The following is a 22785-nucleotide window of genomic DNA, read 5'->3' as shown; positions in this document are numbered from 1 at the left end:
AATATAATGTCTGTTTAAGTAGTTCATATTAGTTTATATGCATCCAAAAACTTTTTAACTTCTTCCTTCCTGTTATACATCAAGACATCTATAATTGAAAGATTTGGTATGAATTGGTTAGTGTCTTGATTATACTCTATACGTTTAGTTTGAAGAAATTTAAGATCCATATTGAATTTTAAAAAGTCTTCTTTTGAATATAATTCTTTCCCACCAATCGCATTAATGTACTGTCTACTTTTCATAAATGAATTAATTGTTAATATTCGATCTTGTCCTTTTAAACCCTTAGGAATATCTAAATCAGAAGAAAATAAAAACTTAGTATTTATATCTAAATATTCAGCTATAGCTTTGATAGTGAAATAGTTAATTTTTGCTACATTATCCTTAATGTCTACTTCTAAGATATTATTTAATATTCCATATATTTCACTATAATTTTTAGAATGTTTGTAGTTTCTACTTATTGTCTGTAAAAATCTCTCTTTTTGCTCATAAAAATCTTCTGAATAAAACCTCTCATTAATTTTATACTCTCTAGGTGCTTTTTTTACACTAAAAGTAAATAAATGTTCATTCTTGTTTACTAATATTTTATTCCTATTAATGAAGCCTCTTTTAATAAATTGCACATCATCATATATCACAAAAGTATCTACTGCATGTATAAGTTGAAAATAACCAATATACGGAAATAAATATGGTTGCATAATAGCTGTTTTTCTCATATATTACTCCTTCTACAACACATTCTTAAATTGTATTTCTTTAATTGCATCACAAATTATTTTTATCTTTTCGTTTTCTAAATCCCCATAGAATGGTAGTGTTAAAACTTGGTTAACTTTTTCCCAAGCTATAGGTAAATTTCCTCGTTTGGCTGAATCTAAATTTCTATACCAAGGAAATTCACTACACAAAGGATAAAAATATCTTCTAGCAAAAATGTTGTACGACTTAAGTCCGTAATAAAGCTCATCTCTTGATATACCAAATTCATCTTCATTAATTTCAATTACAAAGTATTGATAGCTACTTTCTCTATTCTTTCTATTTGTTATAATACGAATTCCTGGAATTTTTGAAATTTCATCAACATACGATTGCCTAATTCTCTCTCTATTTGTTCTTTCTTCTTCTAATACTCTTAAATTTCCTAGACCAATCACTGCTTGTATTTCATTCATTTTTCCATTAAAACCTGATACTTCTACTTTTTCGGGACTTGATAATCCAAAATTAACCAGCATACCTAATTTCTCACTATATAGCTCATCACTATATACTAATGCCCCTCCTTCAATCGTATTAAATAATTTTGTTGCATGAAAACTAAACATTGTCATGTCACCAAAATTACCAATTGGTTCCCCTTTGTATTGTGCACCGAAGGCATGGGCGCCATCATAAATTACTTTTAAGTCATATTTATCGGCTATTTGTTGTATTTTTTGAACGTTACAAGGATTACCAAATACATGAACTGCTAAGATAGCAGTTGTTTTATCTGTTATCTTTTCTTCGATCTTATCAGGATCAATGTTTAAAGAATGCTCTTCAATATCACAAAATACTGGAGTCAAATTGTTCCAGTCCAATGCCTGAACTGTTGCAGGAAAAGTGAAAGGAGTTGTAATTACTTCACCTGTTAACTCCAATGCTTTTAAACCTAAAGTAAGAGCCATTGTTCCGTTGTTAAACAAAGATAAATGGTCTACTTCTAAATAATTTTTTAATTCTTCTGCTAGTAGCTCATGCTTATTACCAAAATTAGTTAACCACTTACTTTCGATTACTTTCTCAATTTCCTTTGTTACCTCAGAAATATTTGGAGTTAGTGGTTGTGTAACATATATAGGATGTTTAAACATTTCCATTTTCATTAACCTTCTCTTTAAAAAAGTTCTGATTTCTTACATACCAATCAATTGTTTTTTCCAATCCTGTATTGAATTTATACATTGGTTTCCAGCCTAATTTGCTTATTTTAGATGAATCTATGGCATATCTTCTGTCATGGCCTAATCGATCAGTTACATATTCGATTAAATCTAGTGATCCGTCCAGCATTTCTATAATTGAAGATACTATGTCAATATTCGATTTTTCATTATTTCCACCAATATTGTATACTTCTCCGTTTACACCTTCATGAAGTACTAAATCTACTGCAGCGCAATGGTCATAAACATGAAGCCAATCCCGAACATTTTTGCCATCACCATAGACCGGGATTTTTTGTTTATTTAAAACCTTCGATATCGTTAACGGAATTAACTTTTCGGCATGTTGATATGGTCCATAATTATTGGAACACCTCGTAATATTTACTGGTAAATGATACGTACGATAATAAGAATGGACTAAAAGATCAGAAGATGCCTTGCTTGCACTATAGGGGCTACTTGGCTGTATTGGTGTTGTTTCTGTAAAAAGAGTATTTGAGTCTAATTCCAAATCGCCATACACTTCATCCGTAGAGATATGAATAAATTTCTTTATACCAATATCATTAGCTGCATCTAAGAGCACTTGAGTCCCTAAAACATTCGTCCTGGTAAAAACTTCAGGGTCTTCTATCGATCGGTCAACATGACTTTCTGCTGCAAAATGAACGACACAATCAAATCTTTCTTGTTGAAATAATGAATAAATAGCCGCTCTATTCACAATGTTTTCTTTAATAAAATGATAATTTTTATAATTCCGAATGGCCTCGTGTTTCGCTAAATCTCCAGCATACGTGAGTGCATCTAAATTATATATTTCATATGTAGGGTATTTGTCGATCATATAAGAAACAAAGTTACCACCAATAAATCCTGCTCCACCTGTAATTAAAATTTTCATATGACTATTCCATCCATTTCTAATATATCTAGTAAATACTTACCATAGTCTGTTTTTAGTAATGGCTTTGCTAAATTTCTTAATTGTTTTTCATTAATATATCCACGACGATAAGCGATTTCTTCAATACAAGATATGTATAACCCCTGGCGTTTCTGTACTGCTTCTACAAAGTTAGAGGCTTCAAGAAGTGACTCATGTGTACCCGTATCTAACCATGCTAAACCTCTTCCTAAAAGCTGTACCTTTAGATTCTTTTCTTGTAAATACCTTTCAATTATAGAGGTAATCTCCAATTCTCCCCTTTCAGAAGGTTCAACTTTTTTTGCATAATCTACGACTTTGCTATCAAAAAAATAAAGACCAGGTATTGCATAAGAAGATTTAGGTTCGGCTGGCTTTTCTTCCACAGATAACACATTTGTTTGTTCATCCACTTCTACTACCCCATATCTACTTGGGTCTTTAACTAAACAGCCAAAAATTAATCCGCCTTCTGAAAGTTTTGCATGTTTTTGTACTATATTTCCAAAATTAGAACCATAGAATATATTATCCCCTAAAACTAAACAAACAGGCGAATTTCCAATAAAGTTCTCTCCTATTATAAATGCATCAGCTAAACCGTTAGGACGTTCTTGATTTTCATAGGAAATATTAATTCCTAATTTTTCACCATTTCCTAGTAAATCTTTAAAATAACAGCTATCTCTAGGTGTTGAGATAATTAATATCTCTCTAATACCTGCTAACATTAATACAGATAAAGGATAATAAATCATTGGTTTATCATAAATAGGGAGCATTTGTTTAGAAATGGATTTTGTTAATGGGTAAAGTCTTGTTCCAGAACCACCCGCAAGAATGATTCCCTTCATTGTATACACCTCAAATTTGTCTCGTGATATTTATAACTTAGCAGTCTGATTTTCCCAAGGAAACTTACTATATTTTGGTTCAGCCTCTATAAAATCACAAAATAATTTATATGAACTTTCCTCAGCAATATTAATAATTAATAGATCATTTCTATTTTTAAAATATTCTTTAACCTCTGAGTTATATGTATGATAATGATTAATAAGAATATCTTTATCGTAAGTATTTTCATCAGTTATTCCAAAAAGTGCTTTATGTGTGAGCCATGGTCTACCTTTAAAAATATAGTTACTATTCATTAAGTCCTTTTTACTAGGTTTACCATTCGTTTCACCAAATTTTTTCGAATGGAATTTTACTAATGATTGATACCATTGTTCAGCACTGTCTCTAACTGACAGTATAAACTTACTATTCGGAAATGCTTTATCCAAATGTTTATAAGTTTCTGGCCAACTGAAAGGGAAATCCTGAAAGACGTTAGCAGTCTTACAATAATCTATTATACTTTCAAAATCATTCTCCAAATAGTTTATTAATAAGTTCTCAGCAACTCGTTGATTTCCTACATCAAACCCTAAATCTTCAAAGGCTTTTCTTATAGACGTTGTTCCAGTTTTATTTTGTCCAATACAAAATATTTTACAACCTTTTCCCATAACTTGTACTACACATCCTATTTTTTATTCTTATAGTAATTTTGCATTATCTACAATTCTTTGTTTTAAAGATTCAATTCTTTTTAATAACATTTCATTATATTTATAATCTGTAAACTCGTTAAAATTATAAAGCATCTTAATATATGTCAATGTATGGTCTATATATTTGAATGGATTTAATTTCACATTTCTAGTCCAAGATCCATTTATACCTTTTCTATAAACGGACATTATTTTATCGATATAGTATACTTCACCCTTCGAAGCACATAACAATACTAATGGAATGTCTCCATTATTATTTTCTTTATAAAATTCAGGTAATTGTTCTACTAATTCTCTCCTAAAAAGCAAGGATGACGTGTGTGGCATTCCTTCCCCTTGAATAATTTTCTTTAATGGTATAGTCGAACTGCTAGACATAAGTTGAATCGTATAATCATGTTCACCATCTATATAATTTTTTACCTGTGTAGCATGTGAACATAGTGTATATCTTTCATTACTTTCTAGTATTTCTACCTGCTTTTTTAACTTTGCAGTATCTATCCAAAAGTCATCCCCTTCACATAATGCAATGTATTTCCCCTGTGCTTTTGGAAATAGATATGCTCCGAGCATTGGTATATCTGTTACTGGTTTTTGATTTTTAGAATGATAGATTCCTCTTATAAGTTTCGGATACTTCTGTTCATATTTCTTCACTATGTTTGGAGTATTATCTGTCGATGCATCGTCAAGTATAATAATTTCCATATCAAAGTCAACATCTTGCATTAAAAAGCCTTTGATCGTATCCTCAATAAATTCCCCATGATTATAGGCTAAACAACATATACTTACTAGTGGTTTCATTCCTTAACATCCTTTATTATCTTATCTTCAATTCTTCATTATACACTTGGTTCATAATTGCTTCCGCTATCTTCCAATCTTCTTCCCAATCAATATCCAAGCTCTCTATCGTGGATGTTTCATAAAAGAGTGGGCGATCACCTATTCTATCTTTTCTTTCATGATAAACATTTGTACTTGCGAGAAATATTCCGCTGTTAATTTCATATAATGGCGAAATTGTTTGGGTTCTTGGCCATTTTTCATTTGTATAATCATAGTTTACCGGCCCACCTTCATTCCATATAAAACCATTAATCGTAGATACTGTCATTAAAGAATCGTAATGAGCCTTTAAACCAGCAGCATATTCAGCTATCGCCTTTGTATAGACTTCTTCTGTAATAAATGGAGATGTTACATGTGTCCACAAAATGTGCCCTTCTTGTACAATCTTTCCAGCGTATTCTATTAACTCATCCGTGCTCGTTTGATTAGAGCATAATCTATCATCCCTTACATCAACTATTAAGTTTGATATATCTAAGGTCGAAGCATAATTGATAATTTCCTCATCATTTGTAGATAAAATAATCTCATCAATTTCCTGCACTTTTGCCAATTGGTTTAATTTTATTTCTAAAAGTCCATATTGATAGTTACTAAAGGGGCGAATATTTTTATTAGCAATTCGCTGACTTCCTTTTCTACAAGGTAAAAAACATGTTATTTTCACGTTAATAGCCTCCTAATAATCCATAGACTGTTGTTTTAGGAATAGCATACTTAGTGGGTGTTATCGATAAGAATGGCAATGAACCTGCACTTTTCAAATAAGTATCGAATAATTTAGTCATTGATACGTTAGCTGAGGGATTATCCTCATAACCATCAAAGCCCGCTAACGTAATTTCTTTAGCTTTTCCACTGGAAGCTACACCTAGAGCATACGCGATAACTAAGTGTGTTGGTAGCACTGCATATGTATCATAAAATGCAAATGAACTATCACTAAATTCCACACCAAAGTTATAAACGCTTGTTTTCCTAAGTTCTTCAATCATTTCATCTGTATACATTGCTAAAGGAGTGATGAGGGGTTGGGAAAAATGCTGATATAATTTTATATCCGCCATCACCCGAAGCGGATGAGATACAATCCGAAAATTAATTAATCTATTATCAATAGCATTTTGCGTATTAAGAACAAAAACGATTGGTTCATTTTCTTTTATATACGATTCGATAGCATCTTTATGTTCGTTAATACTTGGACCTGTTCCTAAAATTAACACTTCCTGTCCTTTTAGAATGTCACTTGGCTTCCAAGTATTTTTAATCTCATTCTTAAAAAACATTTTCTTTATATCAAGCTTTTGAGAATCGAATTTCCTACTGTCAGTTTGCTTCAGGAATTCGATAATGTTTAAAATTTCTGCATGATTGTATCTTTCATCATTCAAAAGCGTTTGAATATATGTAGGGTGAATATTATTCTTCGCTCCCAAGTAATAAAAAATGTTTGTTCCCCATTTGTGTTTAGCTTTTAAAGGTTCAAAATATTCATTAATAAGATCTAGTAACAAGAGAAAGGCTTTAGAATTAGTAGCTAATAATTCCATATCTACTAGTAAATTCTCAAGTGCTACATTTCCAGCACCTCTGCCAATCCCGCTAATTGTAGCATCAACGAAATCAATTCCCTCTCCAATAGCTTGCTTTGAGTTTAATAATGCATTTCCCATATTATCATGGGCATGTATGCCGATATGGTTTTTACTGTATTTTCTAAAGATGTTAACTATTCCTGCAATTCTATCAGGAAGTAATGCGCCAAAACTATCGCCAAAATATAATACATCGACATGCTCTAATGATAACTGTTCTAACGTTGAATCTAATTCATCTAATCGGATATCAGTTATTTTCATTATATTCAGACCAACCATATAACCTTTATCTTTTAACCACTTCACAATAAGCATTGCATCATAAATTTCCTCTATATTTACTGCAATCCTTACGAAATGAATTGGTGAAAATGAAGCATCATTAAACGTTCTATCTAAAGCTTCAAAAACTCCGCTAGTCGATTGAATATATTCCTTTGCATTAATCATCACACCAATTTTTAGATTATTAGGTATATCTAATTGTTTCAAAAAATCATCTTTTGAATAAGCAAATGGACCAAAGTAATTGTTTAACGATAAAGAACGAAATCCTATTTCCACATATTGAATTGGCAAATCACGCATACAATTTAAATATTTTTGTACTGTTTGCTGATCAAAATCCCAAGCATTATAGTAGCCACCATCACGAAACGTACAGTCTAATAATTTTATGTTTTTCATTACTTATTACCTCTTTGTAAAGCTTGAATTTTTTCACCAAAGTCTGCAAATAGAGAATTAACCATGTTGTCATTTTCATTAAAAATACTTACGATTCTCTCTACTTGCCGTTGAAAATTTTGATAATCTACTTGTGGAACTGCATTTATCTTTTTTATATTCTTGATAAACAAATCGAACTCAACTTTGGCCATTGGATTCATTACAAGTCTAAAATATTTATTTTTTATTACTGTTTCAAATTCTCTTAATATATTTTTGAATATTGGAGCCTGGTGATTTGGTTTCTTTAAAAATTCATGATTTAAATCTGATATTTTTTCTAATTTTGAAATAAATAAAGATCGTTCAGACATTAGGTAGTGATGCTTTTCAGCTATATACTTAAAGTCTAAAGGTACCGTTTCATTTGTTCTCCAATCATTATCTACAACTTGTTCTGATAGATCCTTCATTACCTCTTGAAGAGGTATATATTTCGTCCCATCAATATGTGCACCGCCATTTGTTGCATTAATAATTTCTACTTTTGAACTAGATAACTCTTTAATTAAAGCTTCCATTGCTTTTTTCATTCGTTCAAGTGCAGGAGAAGTGTATATTGTATTACCAAATACGTCGATTGTCTCTATTTGAATTTTCTTTCTATGCTGTCGTTTTTCTTTAGTATTACGATAATAGATCGCTTTGGAATAGCTATGTTCTCCCCTAAACGCTAAGTTTTGTCCAACTAAAATAATTTTACTTACTTCCATATGAAATAGTATTTGTAATGCGATAACAGATATGGTTGGTGCATCACTCACCTTTAAAATCTCACTCTCACTATTTACGTAAAATGAAGATACCGTATCCTGACTAGTTACCACATGGTATTTCTCCCCAGGATATTCCGATAATTTCTCAAACCCAATACTTGTACCAAATATTAATGGAATCGAATCTAGATTTCTTTCCAAAATATCTTTGAATACTTTTTCCTGATTATCAAATTTCGGGTCATAACTAAAATGTCCATCTGGATAGATATCATTTGCAAGGAGTGTATTCACAGCTGAACCAACAGAAAATAGATAGGCTAATTTATTACTTTTTATAAACTTTAAGTTTTCAATTTCATCATCTAAAGAGGTCCCTGCCGCAATTAGAATTACTGGTTTATCGGTTAAAATACGTTTATCTATATTAAAAAATGTAGGCGACGACAATGTTTCATATAAATTATAAATACTGTTATATACCCATTTCTTTTCAAATGTGTAATTGGCTAAATAATTTTGCTTTTTTTGTTTAATTATTTCAGTAAACATAGACATAAACGCTTGTGTTTCTTGTGAAAAAGCTCGTTCATAACTAGGTAATATTAAGATAAAAACGTCATCTAACACCATATTTGCAAAATCAATTAACCCTTGCCTTCTGCTTTCTAAAGTAGTTTCCACATACAGTCTTTTCACATTGCTTTTTAAGATATTACTTAACTTCCGTGATTCCATTAACTTGTGAAAGACATCAATATTCGGTTCATACACTGTAATCGAAATATCAGGAAAGCGTCTGATTATCTCTTCAATATGGTAACCAAGTCCCATTCCATAAATAAATACATGTTTTTTTTCCCTAATCTTTTCGATATTCGCCTCAATAAAACGTTGTGCTTCTTTCTCTGGATCGTACTTACTATGCAAAAAAGCTTGACGACCATGGACGTCGATAGTAATAGTGGGTAAGTTAGTTTTAGACTTTTGTAATGATATAATGTGATGGTGTGAAACATCTTTTGTACTATTACGAACGTCAGGGAATTTCTTCCTTAACAAATTTATATTATCCACTAAAACCATATCTACAATCCTTTCTTTTCAATTTGTTCACAAGAATTTTTTAGGTTTTGGAATAAAGGTATGATGTCATATTGAAGCATATCCGCATAAACAATAGGGTCATTATGTTGGAATACTTCCTCCATTTCAGCCAAGATTTCTGTCAATTCTGTGGCCTGATTTACAAGTAAATGCCACTCTTCAGGTCTTTGTTTTAATGCATCTATTTTCACAATCATATCTTTTACCCATTCAAGACCTTCTAACAAGAGGAAGGTGTTGGGTGCTCCAATTTGTTTAACACCATTATAAAGATCATTAATAAACTGTTGGAGCTCTGGTTGGCTTCTTTCTAAGTATCCAGTTAAAGATGTGATGGCACTCTCAATTAATTGGGCAGAAGTATGTAATATAGCGTGAACTTCCTCAATGGAATCTAGAACATTTAACAAGTATTGATCATGTTCATTATATATTTCTTTACCGTCTATAATAAAATGACTAAAAAAAACAGTCTCATCCTTTAATTTGTCATTCGTAATTTTATAAATTTCCTCCACTTTATCTACAGTATTTTCGAACATATAAGCATCATTACCAATTATAAATTTCATAGGATAATCTACCTCTCAAATTAAATATCTTACTATATTATATCGTCATAATATTTGTAAAATAAAGTCTACAAACAAAAAAGATCCCGACTTTTGTCGAGATCTCTGATTAAATATTTGTTAATTAACCTAATAATTGTAAAACAGATTGTGGCTGTTGGTTTGCTTGTGCAAGCATAGACTGAGATGCTTGTGAAAGGATGTTTGCACGAGTCATCTCCATCATTTCTTTCGCCATATCTACGTCACGGATACGAGATTCTGCTGCAGATAGGTTTTCAGATGAGTTGTCTAAGTTAGAAATAGTGTGTTCTAAACGGTTTTGGAATGAACCAAGATTAGAACGTTGTGCAGATACAGTTTCAATTGCATCATTGATCGCTTCAATCGCTGCTGTTGCAGATTCGTGGTCTGCTACAGATAATGCGTTAGTTGAGCCACTAGTTCCATCTTCTAATAGCACTCCTCCATCAGAAGCGTAAGTAGCGCCTGATACAGCTGCGTAATCTCCACTACCCATTAATTCAGTTACAGAGGAACCAGCTGAATGAGCACCACTAGCAGCTCCAGTTAAGCCAAGTGCTTCAGCACCCATGTCCTGAATTGATATCTTCATGCTTTGACCATTATTAGCACCAACTTGGAAAGTTGCCTCAAAACCTGCTGATCCACTTACATTTAACATTTTTTGCGTGTTAAATTCTGTAGTTTCACTAATACGATTGATTTCTGTTGTTAATTCGTTGATTTCTTTTTGGATTTCGTTACGATCAACATCCACGTTAGTATCGTTAGCAGCTTGAGTTGCAAGTTCACGCATACGTTGTAAGATATTTTGTGTTTCTTGTAGTGCACCCTCTGCTGTTTGGATCATAGAAATACCGTCTTGAGAGTTACGGCTTGCTTGATCTAAACCTTTGATTTGCGCACGCATCTTTTCAGAGATAGCAAGACCTGCTGCGTCATCTCCTGCACGGTTAATACGAAGACCAGAAGATAACTTCTCCATTGAGTTTTGCATCGCACCCTGGTTGATTCCTAGCTGACGATATGTATTCATCGCTGGAATATTAGTGTTAATAATCATACTTTATTTCCTCCTTGAGTTTTGAAATTTCTCCACATCCTTGTGGTTGTATACTAATTAGTGAAAGCGGCCGCCAATCACTAGAATTAGTTCCTAATAATACTATCGGTCAATGTTACTAGATGTTTAGTACTTTTTATCATTTTTTTTAATTAAATCTAATAAATTTGTTGAAAGATTTGCTGCTTGATTATTTTCTTGCTGTATAGCTTGATAGATTTCTTTTCGATGTACCTCGACATCTTTAGGAGCATTAATTCCTAACTTAATTTGATCACCATCTACCGCAATTACTTTCACTTCAATTTCATCACCTATTTGAATCGCTTCGTTAATTTTCCGAGTTAGTACTAACATGTTACTCCTCCTCTTCCTTGGAGGTTGCTATAAATATTGCTTCTCTAGTTGTATAGTTTTGATTTTTAGTAATGTACTGCTTGGCTACTTTTTTAGTTTGGTTGATAATGATTGGTGCATGTAGATTTGCTGTACTAGATGTTAATGGGTCTTTAACAGTAACAATGGCTAGTACCAGAACATCTTTCTCCTCATTTATCTCTAATTGTTCTAACGTTGTATCATCTAATTTAAATTGATAATCTTTCACAAACAGAAATGGATCTACTACAACAAATGCTGGATCCATTCCATTAGTTGATTGCAGCACTTGAAACAATCCACTTTCTTCAAAACTTAATAACACAAACTCTTTTTCTTCCAAAAATCCAGGTATACCTTGAGGGAAATGGATGATCTCTTCCTCTTTTACGTCTACCTCACCAAAATATTTCGTTTTTATTCGCATAATTTCACCCTTCTATATCTCCAATTCGAAGTTATTACCCACAAATTTCACGTTATCAAAATCAATATCTATCCAATTTTCTTGTTCTAAATATACATCAATTCCACCCCGTTGATAGTGAAATTGATTTTTAGTTGGTTCTGCATTAATAATTGGTTTATTAGCTCTTGCGTCTATATCAACTTCTGCAGGCTGATAATCGAATTGTACGGCATCTCCAGATGGTATCCAACCAATATTAAATTGATGTTTTGGCCACTGTCCATTTTCCTTCGCTATTTGAGCCAGTGGATTTCCTCCATTTTCGATTTTCATCAACATATCACCTTGACGACGTCTTTTTTTAGAGCCTTCTATTGCCGTTTGCATTGCCTCATTGGCCATTTTTTCCACCGATTCTTCAGTAGGTATAATGCCGACATCTGCTAACGCTTTTGACTGATCAATCGTTAATTTACCTGGCTTTGTCGTTATGTTTAAATCTGCTTGAGGTTGTTGGATCGATTGTTTCGCTGGACCTTGTTCAATATCCAGCTTTGCATCGATCGTTCGTATTCCGATCATCGCATTTTGTTGTTGGATACGTAGTTGAGGTATCTGCACTATTTTACCCTCCTTTTAGAAAAAAGCCTCACCTTTTCCAAGGTAAGGCTTGTCAATTAACGTAGGAAATCTAGTAATGTTGGTTGAATGATCCGTGCGCCACCACTTAGTGCAGCACGGTGCACTGCTTCTTGTGAGGTTAGGTTCATAATCACTTGTTCCAAATCCGCATCTTCGTTTTTGCTCATCATATCTTTTGCTGTTACTAATTGTTCTTCTACACGATTTTCGATTAGGTCAATCCGGTTTTGACGGGCGCCTAAGTCTGCACGTGCGTTTACATTGTTATCAATATGTGTATCGATTCTTTCGATAAACTCACCAATAGCCTCATCATCTGTGCCATCTCGTAAAGTTTCGGCAAACTCGGTAAGGTCTGTAAATAGTTCTTCATTAAATATACTGTCTGGTTCTACATTGACTCTGATTTTTGTTCCACTTGAAACTTCAATTCGCACATCATCATTGTTTATCGGGTTTACAAAAGTACCGTCATCATTTAATTCATATGGTGGATCACCAGCATTACCAGTTGTTTCTGCCCCGCTAAAAATGAATTTGTTGTTTACTTTTGTATTAGCCAATTCCAACATATGCTCTTTTATTTGTTCAACCTCTGAAGCAATATTGCCTCTTTGCCCTTCTTCATACGTACCATTGGCGCCTTGGACAGCTAATTCACGAAGACGTTCCAACCCTTTTTGTACCTTCTCAAGTGCTGAATCTGAGTTATCCATCCAGTTATGTACTTCGCCAATATTACGTTTAAATTGTTCGACTTGGTTTACTTGAGTACGGTAGTCCATTCCTTTCATGGCGACTACAGGATCATCAGAGGGTCGATTGATCTTTTTACCGGTTGATAGTTGATCCATGTATTTACCTAAACTTTGATAACTGCTGCTTAAATTACGCAGCATATTGTTGGTTAACATACTTTGAGTAACACGCATTTATCTTACTTACCTCCCTACTAAGCCCATATTATTAATAATTCGATCAAGCATTTCGTCTACTGCTGTCATATTCCTCGCTGCTGCATTGTAGGCATGCTGATATTGAATTAAGTTAGTCATTTCTTCATCTAATGATACTGAACTAATCGCTTGGCGAGATTCCTCAACTTGCTGACGAAGAATGCCAGAGTTGTTTTTCATTCGATTGGATTCCTCTGCGACAACGCCCATTTCACCAATTATCGATTCGAAGTAACTTTTTATGGTTGCTTTATCATCAAGTTGATCTGGATCGGTATCATCATAGGACAAAAATTGTTCAACACGTTTCGTGTAAACATTCGCAAGTTCTGTGGCATTTTCACCATCACCTGCTGCTCCAGAAGAACTAGCTGCAATTAAGTCAACATCATTGGCAATAGCTTCTGAAAGTGCAATGGTATCTGCTGTTGTTCCCGTAAAAAACTCCCCACCTTGTGGTTGATCATCTGATAAGGTGTAACCATTCTGGTGTACTGCATTAAATTCTGTAACAAAGTGCTCCACCATTTTATCTAAATCGGCTAGCATTTCGTTAATTTCACCAGCTGCTGTTCCCTCTTCATCACCTGTGCCATATTCAAAATCTTTTAAGTAACCAGATCCATCGATTAACGCATTTAATTTCCCTTGTACGTCATAATTAGATGCGTAAATATGAATCTCATCACTATAATTTGCTACTAAATTATCAGTTTGTTCTTCTACTGTTAAATCACGATCCGGTTGAGCGAAAAACATTGCTTTCAAATTATTATCATCATCAAAGTCAGCAAAAATATGTTTTACCGCTTCCTCACTTCCAGGTTGAACATCTACACTGCCGTCTACTAGTTTAATTGGTTCGTCATTTCCATTTTCGACATCTTCATTATCGGTAATCAGTGTAATCGTTGCGATACCTTGCGCAATTGGGCTCGGTTGACCTGAACTTTTACGGTAATCTACTTTAATATCGGCGTAGCCTGATAACTCATCAATTAACCGATCACGTTCATCATAGAGGTCATTGGGCACATAGCCATGAGGCTCAATTTTGTTTATTTGACCATTTAGCTGATTAATTTGATCAATTAATGAGTTAACTTTCGTGTTATCAACACCTATTTCATTTTTTAAATTAGCTCTCACATCTTGTAGAGAACCATGTATATATTGAAAAGCATCAGCTAAGGCGTTAGCGCGTTCTTTTACAACGGAACGCGCACCTGAATCCTCTGGGTTTACTGATAAATCCTGTAACGATTTCCAGAATAAATCTAACGTTTGCGATAGTCCCTGATCTGTTGGTTCGTTCAGAATCGACTCTAGTTTGGACATCGTGTCCGCTTTTGATTCATAGAAACCAACTTTAGAATTTTCCTGGCGATATTGCTTATCGATGAAACTGTCACGAATTCGTTCGATCGAACCCGCTTCAACTCCACTTCCAATTTGACCAGGAATTTCCGGCCTATTTCTCGATGCAGCTGGGTATGGCGCCGTTGCGGTCATATTCACTCGTTGTCTAGTATAACCTTCCGTATTGGCATTGGCAATGTTATGACCAGTTGTATACAATGCTGTCTGTTGCGTATGAAGTGCTCGTTTTGCTACTTCTAATCCGTTAAAAGTTGATGGCATGTTTGTTCCTCCTACTTACGCTTTCGAATCAAATGCCGAACGCCTTGGTGCAGACGGCTTTGATTGATGCTTGTTATTTCCATAATTTAAATTTTTCATGGTTGGCTGCATCATGTCTAATGACAGCTGAACAAATTGTAAGGACTGCTGGGTTAATTGTTTATTTAAATCCTCTTGGCTACGTAATTCTACTAATTGTTCCGCTAATTGTAAGGTTACTTCTTTCAATTGCTTTTGTTCCGCTCCAGTTGTATGTTCTTCAATGATTGTTGAAACCGTGACAGTTGTTGGGTCTAGATTCTGTGTGGTTGCCCAGCTTGCTACTGCTTCAATTCGCTTTTCCTCGATCTGGTTGATTGCTTGTACGTGTTTCTGCTCTTTGACCAGTAACTTTTGCAATGCATCTGTTTTATTTTCCTTTAAAATTTCTGTTTTTTGTTTTGAAACCTGCAGTAGACTGTCATGTAACTCAATCAATTTATTTAGTTGTTGGATAATAGGCTGAACGGACATAAGGGCTTTGCTCCTTTTTTCTTACATAGTATTAGGCTCTCCAGTAGTTTAACAGCTTCTTCGCTGTTTCTTTGTTGTTGACTTGATATTCGCCATTATCTACTTGTTGTTTAATTTCGTTCACATAAGTCTGGCGAGACTCCTTTTGTTGCATTTTTAATGCTTTATCTGAAATTTCTAATTGATCGGGCTTCAGTGAACGGGACTTGGATGCTGTTTTCTGTTGGATATGTTGTTGTTTTTGATAGGGATTCATATTTGAATGGTTGGGTCCATGTATTTTCAAGACCTTTCACCTCTTTCCTTTTTCTCGTGCATACGTATTTATTATCTATATCGGACGGTTCTTTGAAATGTTTAATATTCTTTTAGTATATCGGTTTGAGGAGCCATTGAGAAGATGTCTAAAGTTGTAGATTTGGGTCTTATGGATTAACCATAATTTGAAAAACCTCCTAAATATGGAGGTTTTAGTTTTTGCGACTTCTCGTATAGTACGTTTGTGCTTTTTGTTTTTCTTCTTGTTCGTTTCTTCGTTTAACTTGTTCTACTTCCTGTTGATGACGCAGGTCTGAAGATATTTCATCCGTACAGTTTACACAAATTTTCCCTCTGGCTATCGGCTCCCCGCAACGTTCGCATGGATAGCTTAAGTTAGGGAATTGAGTAGATCGTAGCCGCTTATCTTTTACAAATTGTAGGATAACATCTTCATTCACACCTGTAGCCTCGACAATTTCAGGAATGGTTGCTCGTCTGTTTTCACGTTTTTTAAGAAAGTCATAGACGATTTGAAATTGTTTTTCATCCTCTTTCACACAATCAGAACAAATCGATCTTGTAGTTTTGACAAAAACTTTATCACACCTTGCACAATTTGCTAATTCTCCCATTGCTAGCACCTCTTTCTCTTTATTTGATAGACTATCTAATCAATGTAAAACTGTATATATTAGGACATCCTGCCTCTTTAAGTAAAGTTGCCGCATGATGAATCGTCATACCAGTTGTATATATATCATCGACAAGTAAGACATCAGTTTCAAGTGATTTGGTCAAGAAAAATGGATTTTTCGTTGATATTCGCTGTTGCCTTGATTTCTTGGATTGTTTTTCTGATTGACTTGGCTTTCTTGAAAGTGCGGCTATCACCAAGTTTTTAGTGTGCTTAGCAATCACTTCAGCAATAGCTGTTGCTTGATTAAATGCTCGCTCCTGCAGTCTTTCATCTGTTAGTGGAATTGGTACAATTGTTAGGGATTCGATCGGATAAAAGTTTCTCATCTCTTTTTGGATGTACGGTGTGAATATTTCTTTCAGTTGATAATCACCACGATATTTCCACTGGGTAACGACTTCTTGCATAAACGGAGTGTAAGAAAAAAGCGATCGATTATACTGTAATACATCGCGAAACTTTGCGCTGGATTTCCACTTTTTGCAATCATCACATATCGTTTTCTCCGGCATTTGTCTTCCACACCTTTCACAAATAGTACCATTAATTCTAGCCAACTGTGAAGTACAGTTATCACATAAGTTCTTCTGTTCGCTTGGAAGAAAAAGCGTGCCCCAAGTAACAGGCTGATTAATCCAATCCTGACATTTTAAACAATATGTCATAGCTTCTTTCCTTTCTTATTCATCATTTTGATTTGCGCTATGGCATCTTCCATCGCATTGGTTTTGCCTTGGTGGATAAACAGGACATTTCCATCGGGGTCATCCGGACTTCTTCCTGCTCTTCCTGCAATTTGGACTAATGCTGCTTCATCAAAGACATGGTGTCCAGCATCAAGAATCACGACATCTACCGAAGGAAAGGTTACGCCTCGTTCAAGAATCGTTGTGGTAACGAGGGTGTTGATCTTTTTTTGACGGAATTGTTCCACTTTTTCTTTTCTATCTGGATCTTCGGCATGTACAGCAACTGCCTGATAGTGATCGGCGACTTTCTTTAGTAAAGCGATCGTTGAGACAAACAGTAATAACTGGCGGGAAGTTGATCTTTTAGTGAGGAATTGTTGTAGAGCTTTTGGCTCTGTTCCTTGTTGGAGTTTTTTCCGTAAGTTTATTTCGATCTTGAGTTTGGGGATTGGCAGTGGATGGCCATGAAAGCGAATCGGTACAAATTGGACAGGTAATTTCCTTTGGTGGATTTTTCGTTTATGCTCTGGTCTCGGAGTTGCGGTTAAATAAATCGAGGTGGCGTCCTGTTTGCAAGCTCGATCGGTTAAAAAGGGTAATGTTTTGTCATGATGAAAAGGAAACGCGTCAATCTCATCGATAATCATGACATCGAAAGCTTGGTAGTAACGGATTAATTGATGGGTAGTGCTGATGATCAGCTGTCCTTTATCGGTTCGATCTGGAGAATCTGCATACAACGCTTCGATTTCTGACTCTGGAAAAGCTTGTTGAAGACGAGGAAACAGTTCTCTTACTACATCTGCTCTTGGCGTGGCAATGCAGATTCGTTTCCTTTCTTTAATTGCTTTCGTTATCGCTGGGAAGAGCATTTCTGTTTTACCAGAACCACATACAGCCCAAATCAGTAGTTCTTTCTGTTGGGTGCTGATTGCTTGTACAATTGCCTGTGCTGCTCTTTGTTGAGGAGGAGTTAATGTGCCTATCCAATGACATGGCTGTGTTTGAAGTGGCCAAGACGGAGTTGTCCCATTCCATGTAATCAGGGTATCACATTGGAGCACCCTACCTGTCTGGAGACAATGACGGCAGTATAGATGGGTGTGATTACACCTTGCACAGAGTATATTGGCAAACAACTGTTGATTTTTATTGCCACAGCGGTTACATTGGTGACGTCCATATTTGGTCGTTATACTTGGAAGTTGTTTTACTTGATCAGTGCGGAGTAGATAATCAATTGTTGGCTTGGTAAGTGGAAGTTCCGAGGTTAACATAAGCTTTCCTGCGAGGAGTTGGGAAAAATTCATGGCAAGCCTCCTGTATGATTGGTGGGGACAAGCCCCACCATATTATATCTTGTGTTCAGCTCCAGCGCCCAACGACTAGTGTGACTTCCATCGCCTTCGTACGATAAGTCAACATCGATTCGCTTTCTAGCTCATCGTGTTTCCTTTATCTCCTACGACTCAGTCCAGTCCATTCGTCGCTTACCGGGCGCTTCCGCTTTTCTTATACCATCCCATCCCTAGTGATCCTTCACCGAGATGTGTGCCGATAACTGGTCCGAAGTAACTTACGGATATTTCTACATTGTCAAAACGTGTTTCTAATTCCTGTTTAATTTCCTCAGCTTCAGCCTCACGATTGGCGTGTATAACAGTTGCTCGAATCGGTACGCCTGTTGAAGCATCTTCTTCGAATAATTCGAAAATTCGCTTTAATGCCTTTTTCTTAGTACGAATCTTTTCATATGGCACGATCTTAGTATCTTCAAAATGCAGAATGGGTTTGACTTGAAGCATGCTACCAAGCAAAGCTTGAGCACCATTCAATCTGCCGCCGCGATGAAGGTGACTTAAATCGTCTACCATGAAATATGCTCGAAGTGATTCTTTTATCTCATGCAAGCGTGACATAATGGTTTGGGCATCTTCGCCATTCTGTGCCAAATCTGCTGCTTCCAGCACATAGAATCCTTGCGCCATACAACTTATTTCAGAATCAAATGGAAAGATTTCCATTCCTTCTACCATTGATTGTGCTGTAACAATAGATTGAAAAGTACCACTAATACCGCTGGATAATGTAATAAAAATGGCTTGATCATAATCTTTGGCGAGTTCGTTTAATTTTTCCGTTATGAGGCCGATAGATGGTTGTGAAGTCTTGGGGAAATCTTCTACCTCTCTTACTTTCTGATAAAATTCTTCAGTAGAGATATCGATTTCTTCCTGGTAGGAGTCGTTCCCAATTACCACATTAAGAGGGACCATATGTATATTTTTTTCTTCTCTATACGAATCTGGAATATATGCCGTACTATCGGTAATGACAGCAACTCTCATATTTATATCTAACCTTTCTACTAGTTTTTAGATTACTATATTTTATTTTACCTAATATTATGTTCGTTGCATAGTCTTAAGTTGAGAAAGGTTTATGGAAAGAAATACAAGTCCCTGATCGATCATGAACGTCTCCAGACAAACGAACGGACATTGATTCCGTTATTTGTATCAAAAACGATTGTTTGGTAACTTTCGCGGACATCTATTCCGTTATTTCATACTATTTCTTATTAAAAAGCATAAAATAGGTGAAATAGAGGATCAAATGTCCGTTAAACCTAACCATTATCGTTTATGTACAAAAATAGAGGATTAAATGTCCGCTTCAGGATAAAACTTATAAGATTTCTACCCAACCTTTTTTAATAGCTATAACAACAGCTTGGGTACGGTCTTTTACTTTCATTTTCTGTAAAATACTGCTTACGTGGTTTTTTACGGTTTTTTCACTTATATAAAGAGATTCTGAAATCCCTTTGTTACTTTTACCTTCTGCCAGTAATTGCAACACTTGGCATTCACGTCGTGTCAGTAAGTGAAGTGGTTTACGATGCTCTACTTCTTTTAATTTGGAAAGGGAAGTGTCAGAATCATATAATGCATCTTCTTCTGTCACTAACCTGCGATATTCTTTCACCAAATTATGGGTTACTTTCGGGTGTAAATAAGAACCACCTTCTGATACAACAGAAATGGCATCAATTAGTGCATCAGAATCCATTTCTTTTAGTAAGTAACCTTGTGCACCAGATTTCAAAGCGTGGGTAACATAATTTTCATCATCATGAATCGATAAGATGATGACTTTTACGCCAGGGTAACGTTCCAATAGCTCAGCTGTTGCCTCTACCCCATTAACACCAGGCATGTTGATATCCATTAGTACTACATCAGGCTTGTATTTTTTCACAAGCTCTGCAGCCATGGAACCATCGTCACCTTCTGCTAAAACATTAAAACCATCCTCTAATTCTAATATCCTTTTAACCCCTTCGCGAAACAATTTGTGATCATCGATTAATACAATGTTAGTTGACATGATTACTCCTCCTCAAGTTCCTATATACTATTTTATTTATTTTTTGATATCATCATCGATGTAATAGTGCGATTAACTCCTATCCCTACCATTATACCTGATTCAGGTTAATTTGCAGTATTATTGTCATGCTCAAGAGGGATTGTGATGTTAACTCTTGTGCCAGCCCCTTGTTTACTGGTAATGTCTAAGTCTCCACCGAGAATATCGACTCGCTCGTGCATGCCTATTATACCAAAAGATTTATCTTTTTTCTCGGATTGTTCGAAACCCTTGCCATTATCCGTGATGGTAGCGACTACTCTATCACAAGAAATGTCTAACTCCACCAAAATCAGTTTAGCTTCCGCATGTTTTATTGCGTTTTGAATCGACTCTTGGATTAAACGGAATAAAGCAACTTCGTAATGACTATGTAATCGCTCGTCAGACGATTGATACTGGAAGCGAATGTTAGGGTGTTGATCTTCTAATGTTCTTATGTACTTTTTAATAGTTGGTATTAATCCTAAATCATCCAGAGCCATTGGGCGTAAATCATAGATAATCCGCCTTACTTCATATAAAGAATCACGAATCATTACTCTAACATTACGCATTTCTCGAACTGCGCTATCAACATCACCTTTCTTAAAAGTACGATCGACTATTTCTGAACGCAACATAATGTTTGCTAGCATCTGTGCTGGGCCATCATGCATTTCTCTTGAAAGGCGACGACGTTCTTCTTCTTGTGCTTCAATAATTTTCAAACCAAATTCTTGTTTTTCATAAGCATCACTAATCAAATCAGAAACTTCTTGAAAATCCTCATTTAAATAATTCAAGACAATCGAAATTTTCCCTACTAATCCTTCTGCCCGTTCGACCATTTGTTCGATTGATTTAAGCCGTAATTCAATTTCATCTCGTCTATCCCTTAGCACTTTTTCCTTATCACGTGTCACCACTAAATCTGTTTGAAGCTGATGGGCTTGGTCGTATACTTCCCTAATTTTTTCTTCTGAATATTCTTTGAAGTTTTTACTTACTTCCGCTAGTTTTTTTCTAGCTAGTTTTACTTTCTTTTCAAGGGCATCCCCTTCATCAATAACGACTGCTACATCTTCTTTTAACACGGCTAATTCTTGCTCTAATGTTTGATATTCCTTACGAGAATCTTCGGCGATTTCAAAGATTTCATCCTTGCTGTTTTTTACTGTATCTATCATCTCGTCTATTATATAATCTAATGTACGATCTGTATGTTTCATATACTAAACCTCACCACCTAGTTTCATTTTATACCATACGAAATATATAGTTCTTTTTTAGGGGGTTATCATAATATTCTTTATTCCCTATTACAATTATTTTACACGTATTTATTTCATGAACACAAATTTATTCGTATTTAGGAGGATTTATATATGCTTAACCACTATTTTACTGTAAAACTAGAAGGATCTGATGAACAGGTCATTCAAAAATCTAGATTTATAGGATATGTGAAACGCGTAACAACTGAAGATGAGGCCCAACAATTTATTCAAGCTATCAAAAAAAAGCATGCTGATGCTACCCATAACTGCTCTGCCTATATGATTGGCGAACATGACCAAATTCAGAAAGCTAATGATGACGGCGAACCGAATGGTACTGCTGGTGTTCCCATATTAGAGGTATTAAAGAAACGACAACTAAAAGACACGGCAGTCGTAGTTACCAGATATTTTGGCGGGATTAAGCTAGGGGCTGGTGGGCTGATTCGCGCATATTCCAGTACAACCTCATTGGCGATCAATACGACAGGTGTTGTCGAGCGAAAACGAATGAAGAAGTTTTTTGTAACAGTTGACTATACTTTATTAGGTAAATTGGAAAATGAATTACGCCAATCTGATTATTTATTAGAAGAAACGGAATATTTAGACAAAGTAACCTTTCACGTCCGTACTTTAGTTGGTGAAGAAGCTGGTTTCTCAGACTGGATAACAGATTTGACTAGTGGAAATGTTGAACTAAAGGAAGGAGAGAATTCTTATATAGAGGTAGACGTTTCGACCGAGTGACTATTTCCCTGGAAGTAAGTATCCGCCGGTAGAACCGGCGGTTTTAATT

Annotated in this window: 25 protein-coding genes; 1 reads left to right on the top strand and 24 read right to left on the bottom strand. The window is 35.0% G+C overall.

The genetic code is table 11. The features are described 5' to 3' along the window. Positions 1–23 precede the first annotated feature (23 nt). From GH715_RS12620 to GH715_RS12505, 24 genes are all read right to left on the bottom strand, one after another. Positions 24–731 carry a WbqC family protein gene (locus tag GH715_RS12620; protein WP_153835654.1) on the bottom strand — a complete coding sequence of 236 codons (708 nt, stop codon included), beginning with the start codon at positions 729–731 and terminating at the stop codon, positions 24–26. A 12-nt stretch (positions 732–743) separates the two neighbouring features. After that, positions 744–1880, bottom strand: a complete 1137-nt coding sequence (locus GH715_RS12615) for a DegT/DnrJ/EryC1/StrS family aminotransferase (protein ID WP_153835653.1) — start codon at positions 1878–1880, stop codon at positions 744–746. Further along, positions 1867–2853, bottom strand: coding sequence for a dTDP-glucose 4,6-dehydratase (rfbB, locus tag GH715_RS12610; protein ID WP_153835652.1), 987 nt, complete (start codon positions 2851–2853; stop codon positions 1867–1869). Before rfbB ends, GH715_RS12615 begins: the two co-directional genes overlap by 14 nt. Continuing rightward, the gene (gene rfbA, locus GH715_RS12605) at positions 2850–3731 is read right to left on the bottom strand and encodes a glucose-1-phosphate thymidylyltransferase RfbA (RefSeq protein WP_153835651.1); all 882 of its coding nucleotides are present in this window, start codon (positions 3729–3731) and stop codon (positions 2850–2852) included. The genes rfbB and rfbA overlap by 4 nt, the downstream gene beginning before the upstream one ends. Positions 3732–3761: 30 nt before the next feature. Continuing rightward, entirely contained in the window at positions 3762–4391 is a 630-nt protein-coding gene (locus GH715_RS12600) for a sulfotransferase (RefSeq protein ID WP_153835650.1), read from the bottom strand. A 30-nt stretch (positions 4392–4421) separates the two neighbouring features. After that, a complete protein-coding gene (locus GH715_RS12595; protein ID WP_153835649.1) occupies positions 4422–5249 on the bottom strand; it encodes a glycosyltransferase family 2 protein in 828 nt (275 codons plus the stop codon). A gap of 16 nt (positions 5250–5265) precedes the next feature. After that, a complete protein-coding gene (locus GH715_RS12590; protein WP_205601854.1) occupies positions 5266–5964 on the bottom strand; it encodes an acylneuraminate cytidylyltransferase family protein in 699 nt (232 codons plus the stop codon). A gap of 1 nt (position 5965) precedes the next feature. Then, entirely contained in the window at positions 5966–7585 is a 1620-nt protein-coding gene (locus GH715_RS12585; RefSeq protein WP_153835648.1) for an aldolase catalytic domain-containing protein, read from the bottom strand. After that, positions 7585–9405, bottom strand: a complete 1821-nt coding sequence (locus GH715_RS12580; protein ID WP_205601853.1) for a motility associated factor glycosyltransferase family protein — start codon at positions 9403–9405, stop codon at positions 7585–7587. The genes GH715_RS12585 and GH715_RS12580 overlap by 1 nt, the downstream gene beginning before the upstream one ends. A 26-nt stretch (positions 9406–9431) precedes the next feature. Then, positions 9432–10022: a hypothetical protein gene (locus tag GH715_RS12575; RefSeq protein WP_153835646.1), complete on the bottom strand. Its 591-nt coding sequence runs from the start codon at positions 10020–10022 to the stop codon at positions 9432–9434. 124 nt (positions 10023–10146) lie between these two features. After that, positions 10147–11109, bottom strand: a complete 963-nt coding sequence (locus GH715_RS12570) for a flagellin N-terminal helical domain-containing protein (protein WP_153835645.1) — start codon at positions 11107–11109, stop codon at positions 10147–10149. A gap of 126 nt (positions 11110–11235) precedes the next feature. Then, positions 11236–11466 carry a carbon storage regulator CsrA gene (gene csrA, locus GH715_RS12565; RefSeq protein WP_153835644.1) on the bottom strand — a complete coding sequence of 77 codons (231 nt, stop codon included), beginning with the start codon at positions 11464–11466 and terminating at the stop codon, positions 11236–11238. Position 11467: 1 nt separating this feature from the next. Then, complete coding sequence (gene fliW, locus GH715_RS12560; protein WP_153835643.1) at positions 11468–11914, bottom strand: flagellar assembly protein FliW; 447 nt, start codon at positions 11912–11914, stop codon at positions 11468–11470. Between the two features lie 12 nt (positions 11915–11926). After that, positions 11927–12517, bottom strand: coding sequence for a DUF6470 family protein (locus GH715_RS12555; RefSeq protein WP_163578633.1), 591 nt, complete (start codon positions 12515–12517; stop codon positions 11927–11929). Between the two features lie 56 nt (positions 12518–12573). Beyond that, the gene (gene flgL, locus GH715_RS12550) at positions 12574–13470 is read right to left on the bottom strand and encodes a flagellar hook-associated protein FlgL (RefSeq protein ID WP_153835642.1); all 897 of its coding nucleotides are present in this window, start codon (positions 13468–13470) and stop codon (positions 12574–12576) included. Between the two features lie 9 nt (positions 13471–13479). Beyond that, positions 13480–15135 carry a flagellar hook-associated protein FlgK gene (gene flgK, locus GH715_RS12545; protein ID WP_153835641.1) on the bottom strand — a complete coding sequence of 552 codons (1656 nt, stop codon included), beginning with the start codon at positions 15133–15135 and terminating at the stop codon, positions 13480–13482. A gap of 15 nt (positions 15136–15150) precedes the next feature. Further along, complete coding sequence (locus GH715_RS12540) at positions 15151–15648, bottom strand: flagellar protein FlgN (protein WP_153835640.1); 498 nt, start codon at positions 15646–15648, stop codon at positions 15151–15153. Between the two features lie 31 nt (positions 15649–15679). After that, entirely contained in the window at positions 15680–15934 is a 255-nt protein-coding gene (gene flgM, locus GH715_RS12535; RefSeq protein ID WP_153835639.1) for a flagellar biosynthesis anti-sigma factor FlgM, read from the bottom strand. Between the two features lie 184 nt (positions 15935–16118). After that, positions 16119–16541, bottom strand: a complete 423-nt coding sequence (locus tag GH715_RS12530) for a TIGR03826 family flagellar region protein (RefSeq protein WP_153835638.1) — start codon at positions 16539–16541, stop codon at positions 16119–16121. A 31-nt stretch (positions 16542–16572) separates the two neighbouring features. Continuing rightward, positions 16573–17271: a ComF family protein gene (locus GH715_RS12525; RefSeq protein WP_153835637.1), complete on the bottom strand. Its 699-nt coding sequence runs from the start codon at positions 17269–17271 to the stop codon at positions 16573–16575. Further along, positions 17268–18605: an ATP-dependent helicase ComFA gene (locus tag GH715_RS12520; protein WP_194928273.1), complete on the bottom strand. Its 1338-nt coding sequence runs from the start codon at positions 18603–18605 to the stop codon at positions 17268–17270. The genes GH715_RS12525 and GH715_RS12520 overlap by 4 nt, the downstream gene beginning before the upstream one ends. Before the next feature lie 180 nt (positions 18606–18785). Beyond that, positions 18786–19643 (bottom strand): DegV family protein, encoded by an 858-nt coding sequence (locus GH715_RS12515; RefSeq protein WP_153835636.1) that lies wholly within the window; start codon positions 19641–19643, stop codon positions 18786–18788. A gap of 340 nt (positions 19644–19983) precedes the next feature. Further along, positions 19984–20685: a response regulator transcription factor gene (locus GH715_RS12510; protein ID WP_018931049.1), complete on the bottom strand. Its 702-nt coding sequence runs from the start codon at positions 20683–20685 to the stop codon at positions 19984–19986. A 107-nt stretch (positions 20686–20792) separates the two neighbouring features. After that, complete coding sequence (locus GH715_RS12505) at positions 20793–21938, bottom strand: sensor histidine kinase (RefSeq protein ID WP_153835635.1); 1146 nt, start codon at positions 21936–21938, stop codon at positions 20793–20795. A 156-nt stretch (positions 21939–22094) separates the two neighbouring features. Here GH715_RS12505 and GH715_RS12500 point away from each other — a divergent pair, with 156 nt between their 5' ends. After that, positions 22095–22736, top strand: a complete 642-nt coding sequence (locus GH715_RS12500) for a YigZ family protein (protein WP_153835634.1) — start codon at positions 22095–22097, stop codon at positions 22734–22736. Positions 22737–22785: the final 49 nt, after the last annotated feature.

Source organism: Gracilibacillus thailandensis, from assembly GCF_010994055.1.
GTDB classification, from domain to species: Bacteria; Bacillota; Bacilli; order Bacillales; family Amphibacillaceae; genus Gracilibacillus; species Gracilibacillus lacisalsi.
The sequence above is the reverse complement of the archived record's forward strand: the minus strand, read 5'-3'. Positions and strand labels throughout refer to the sequence as shown.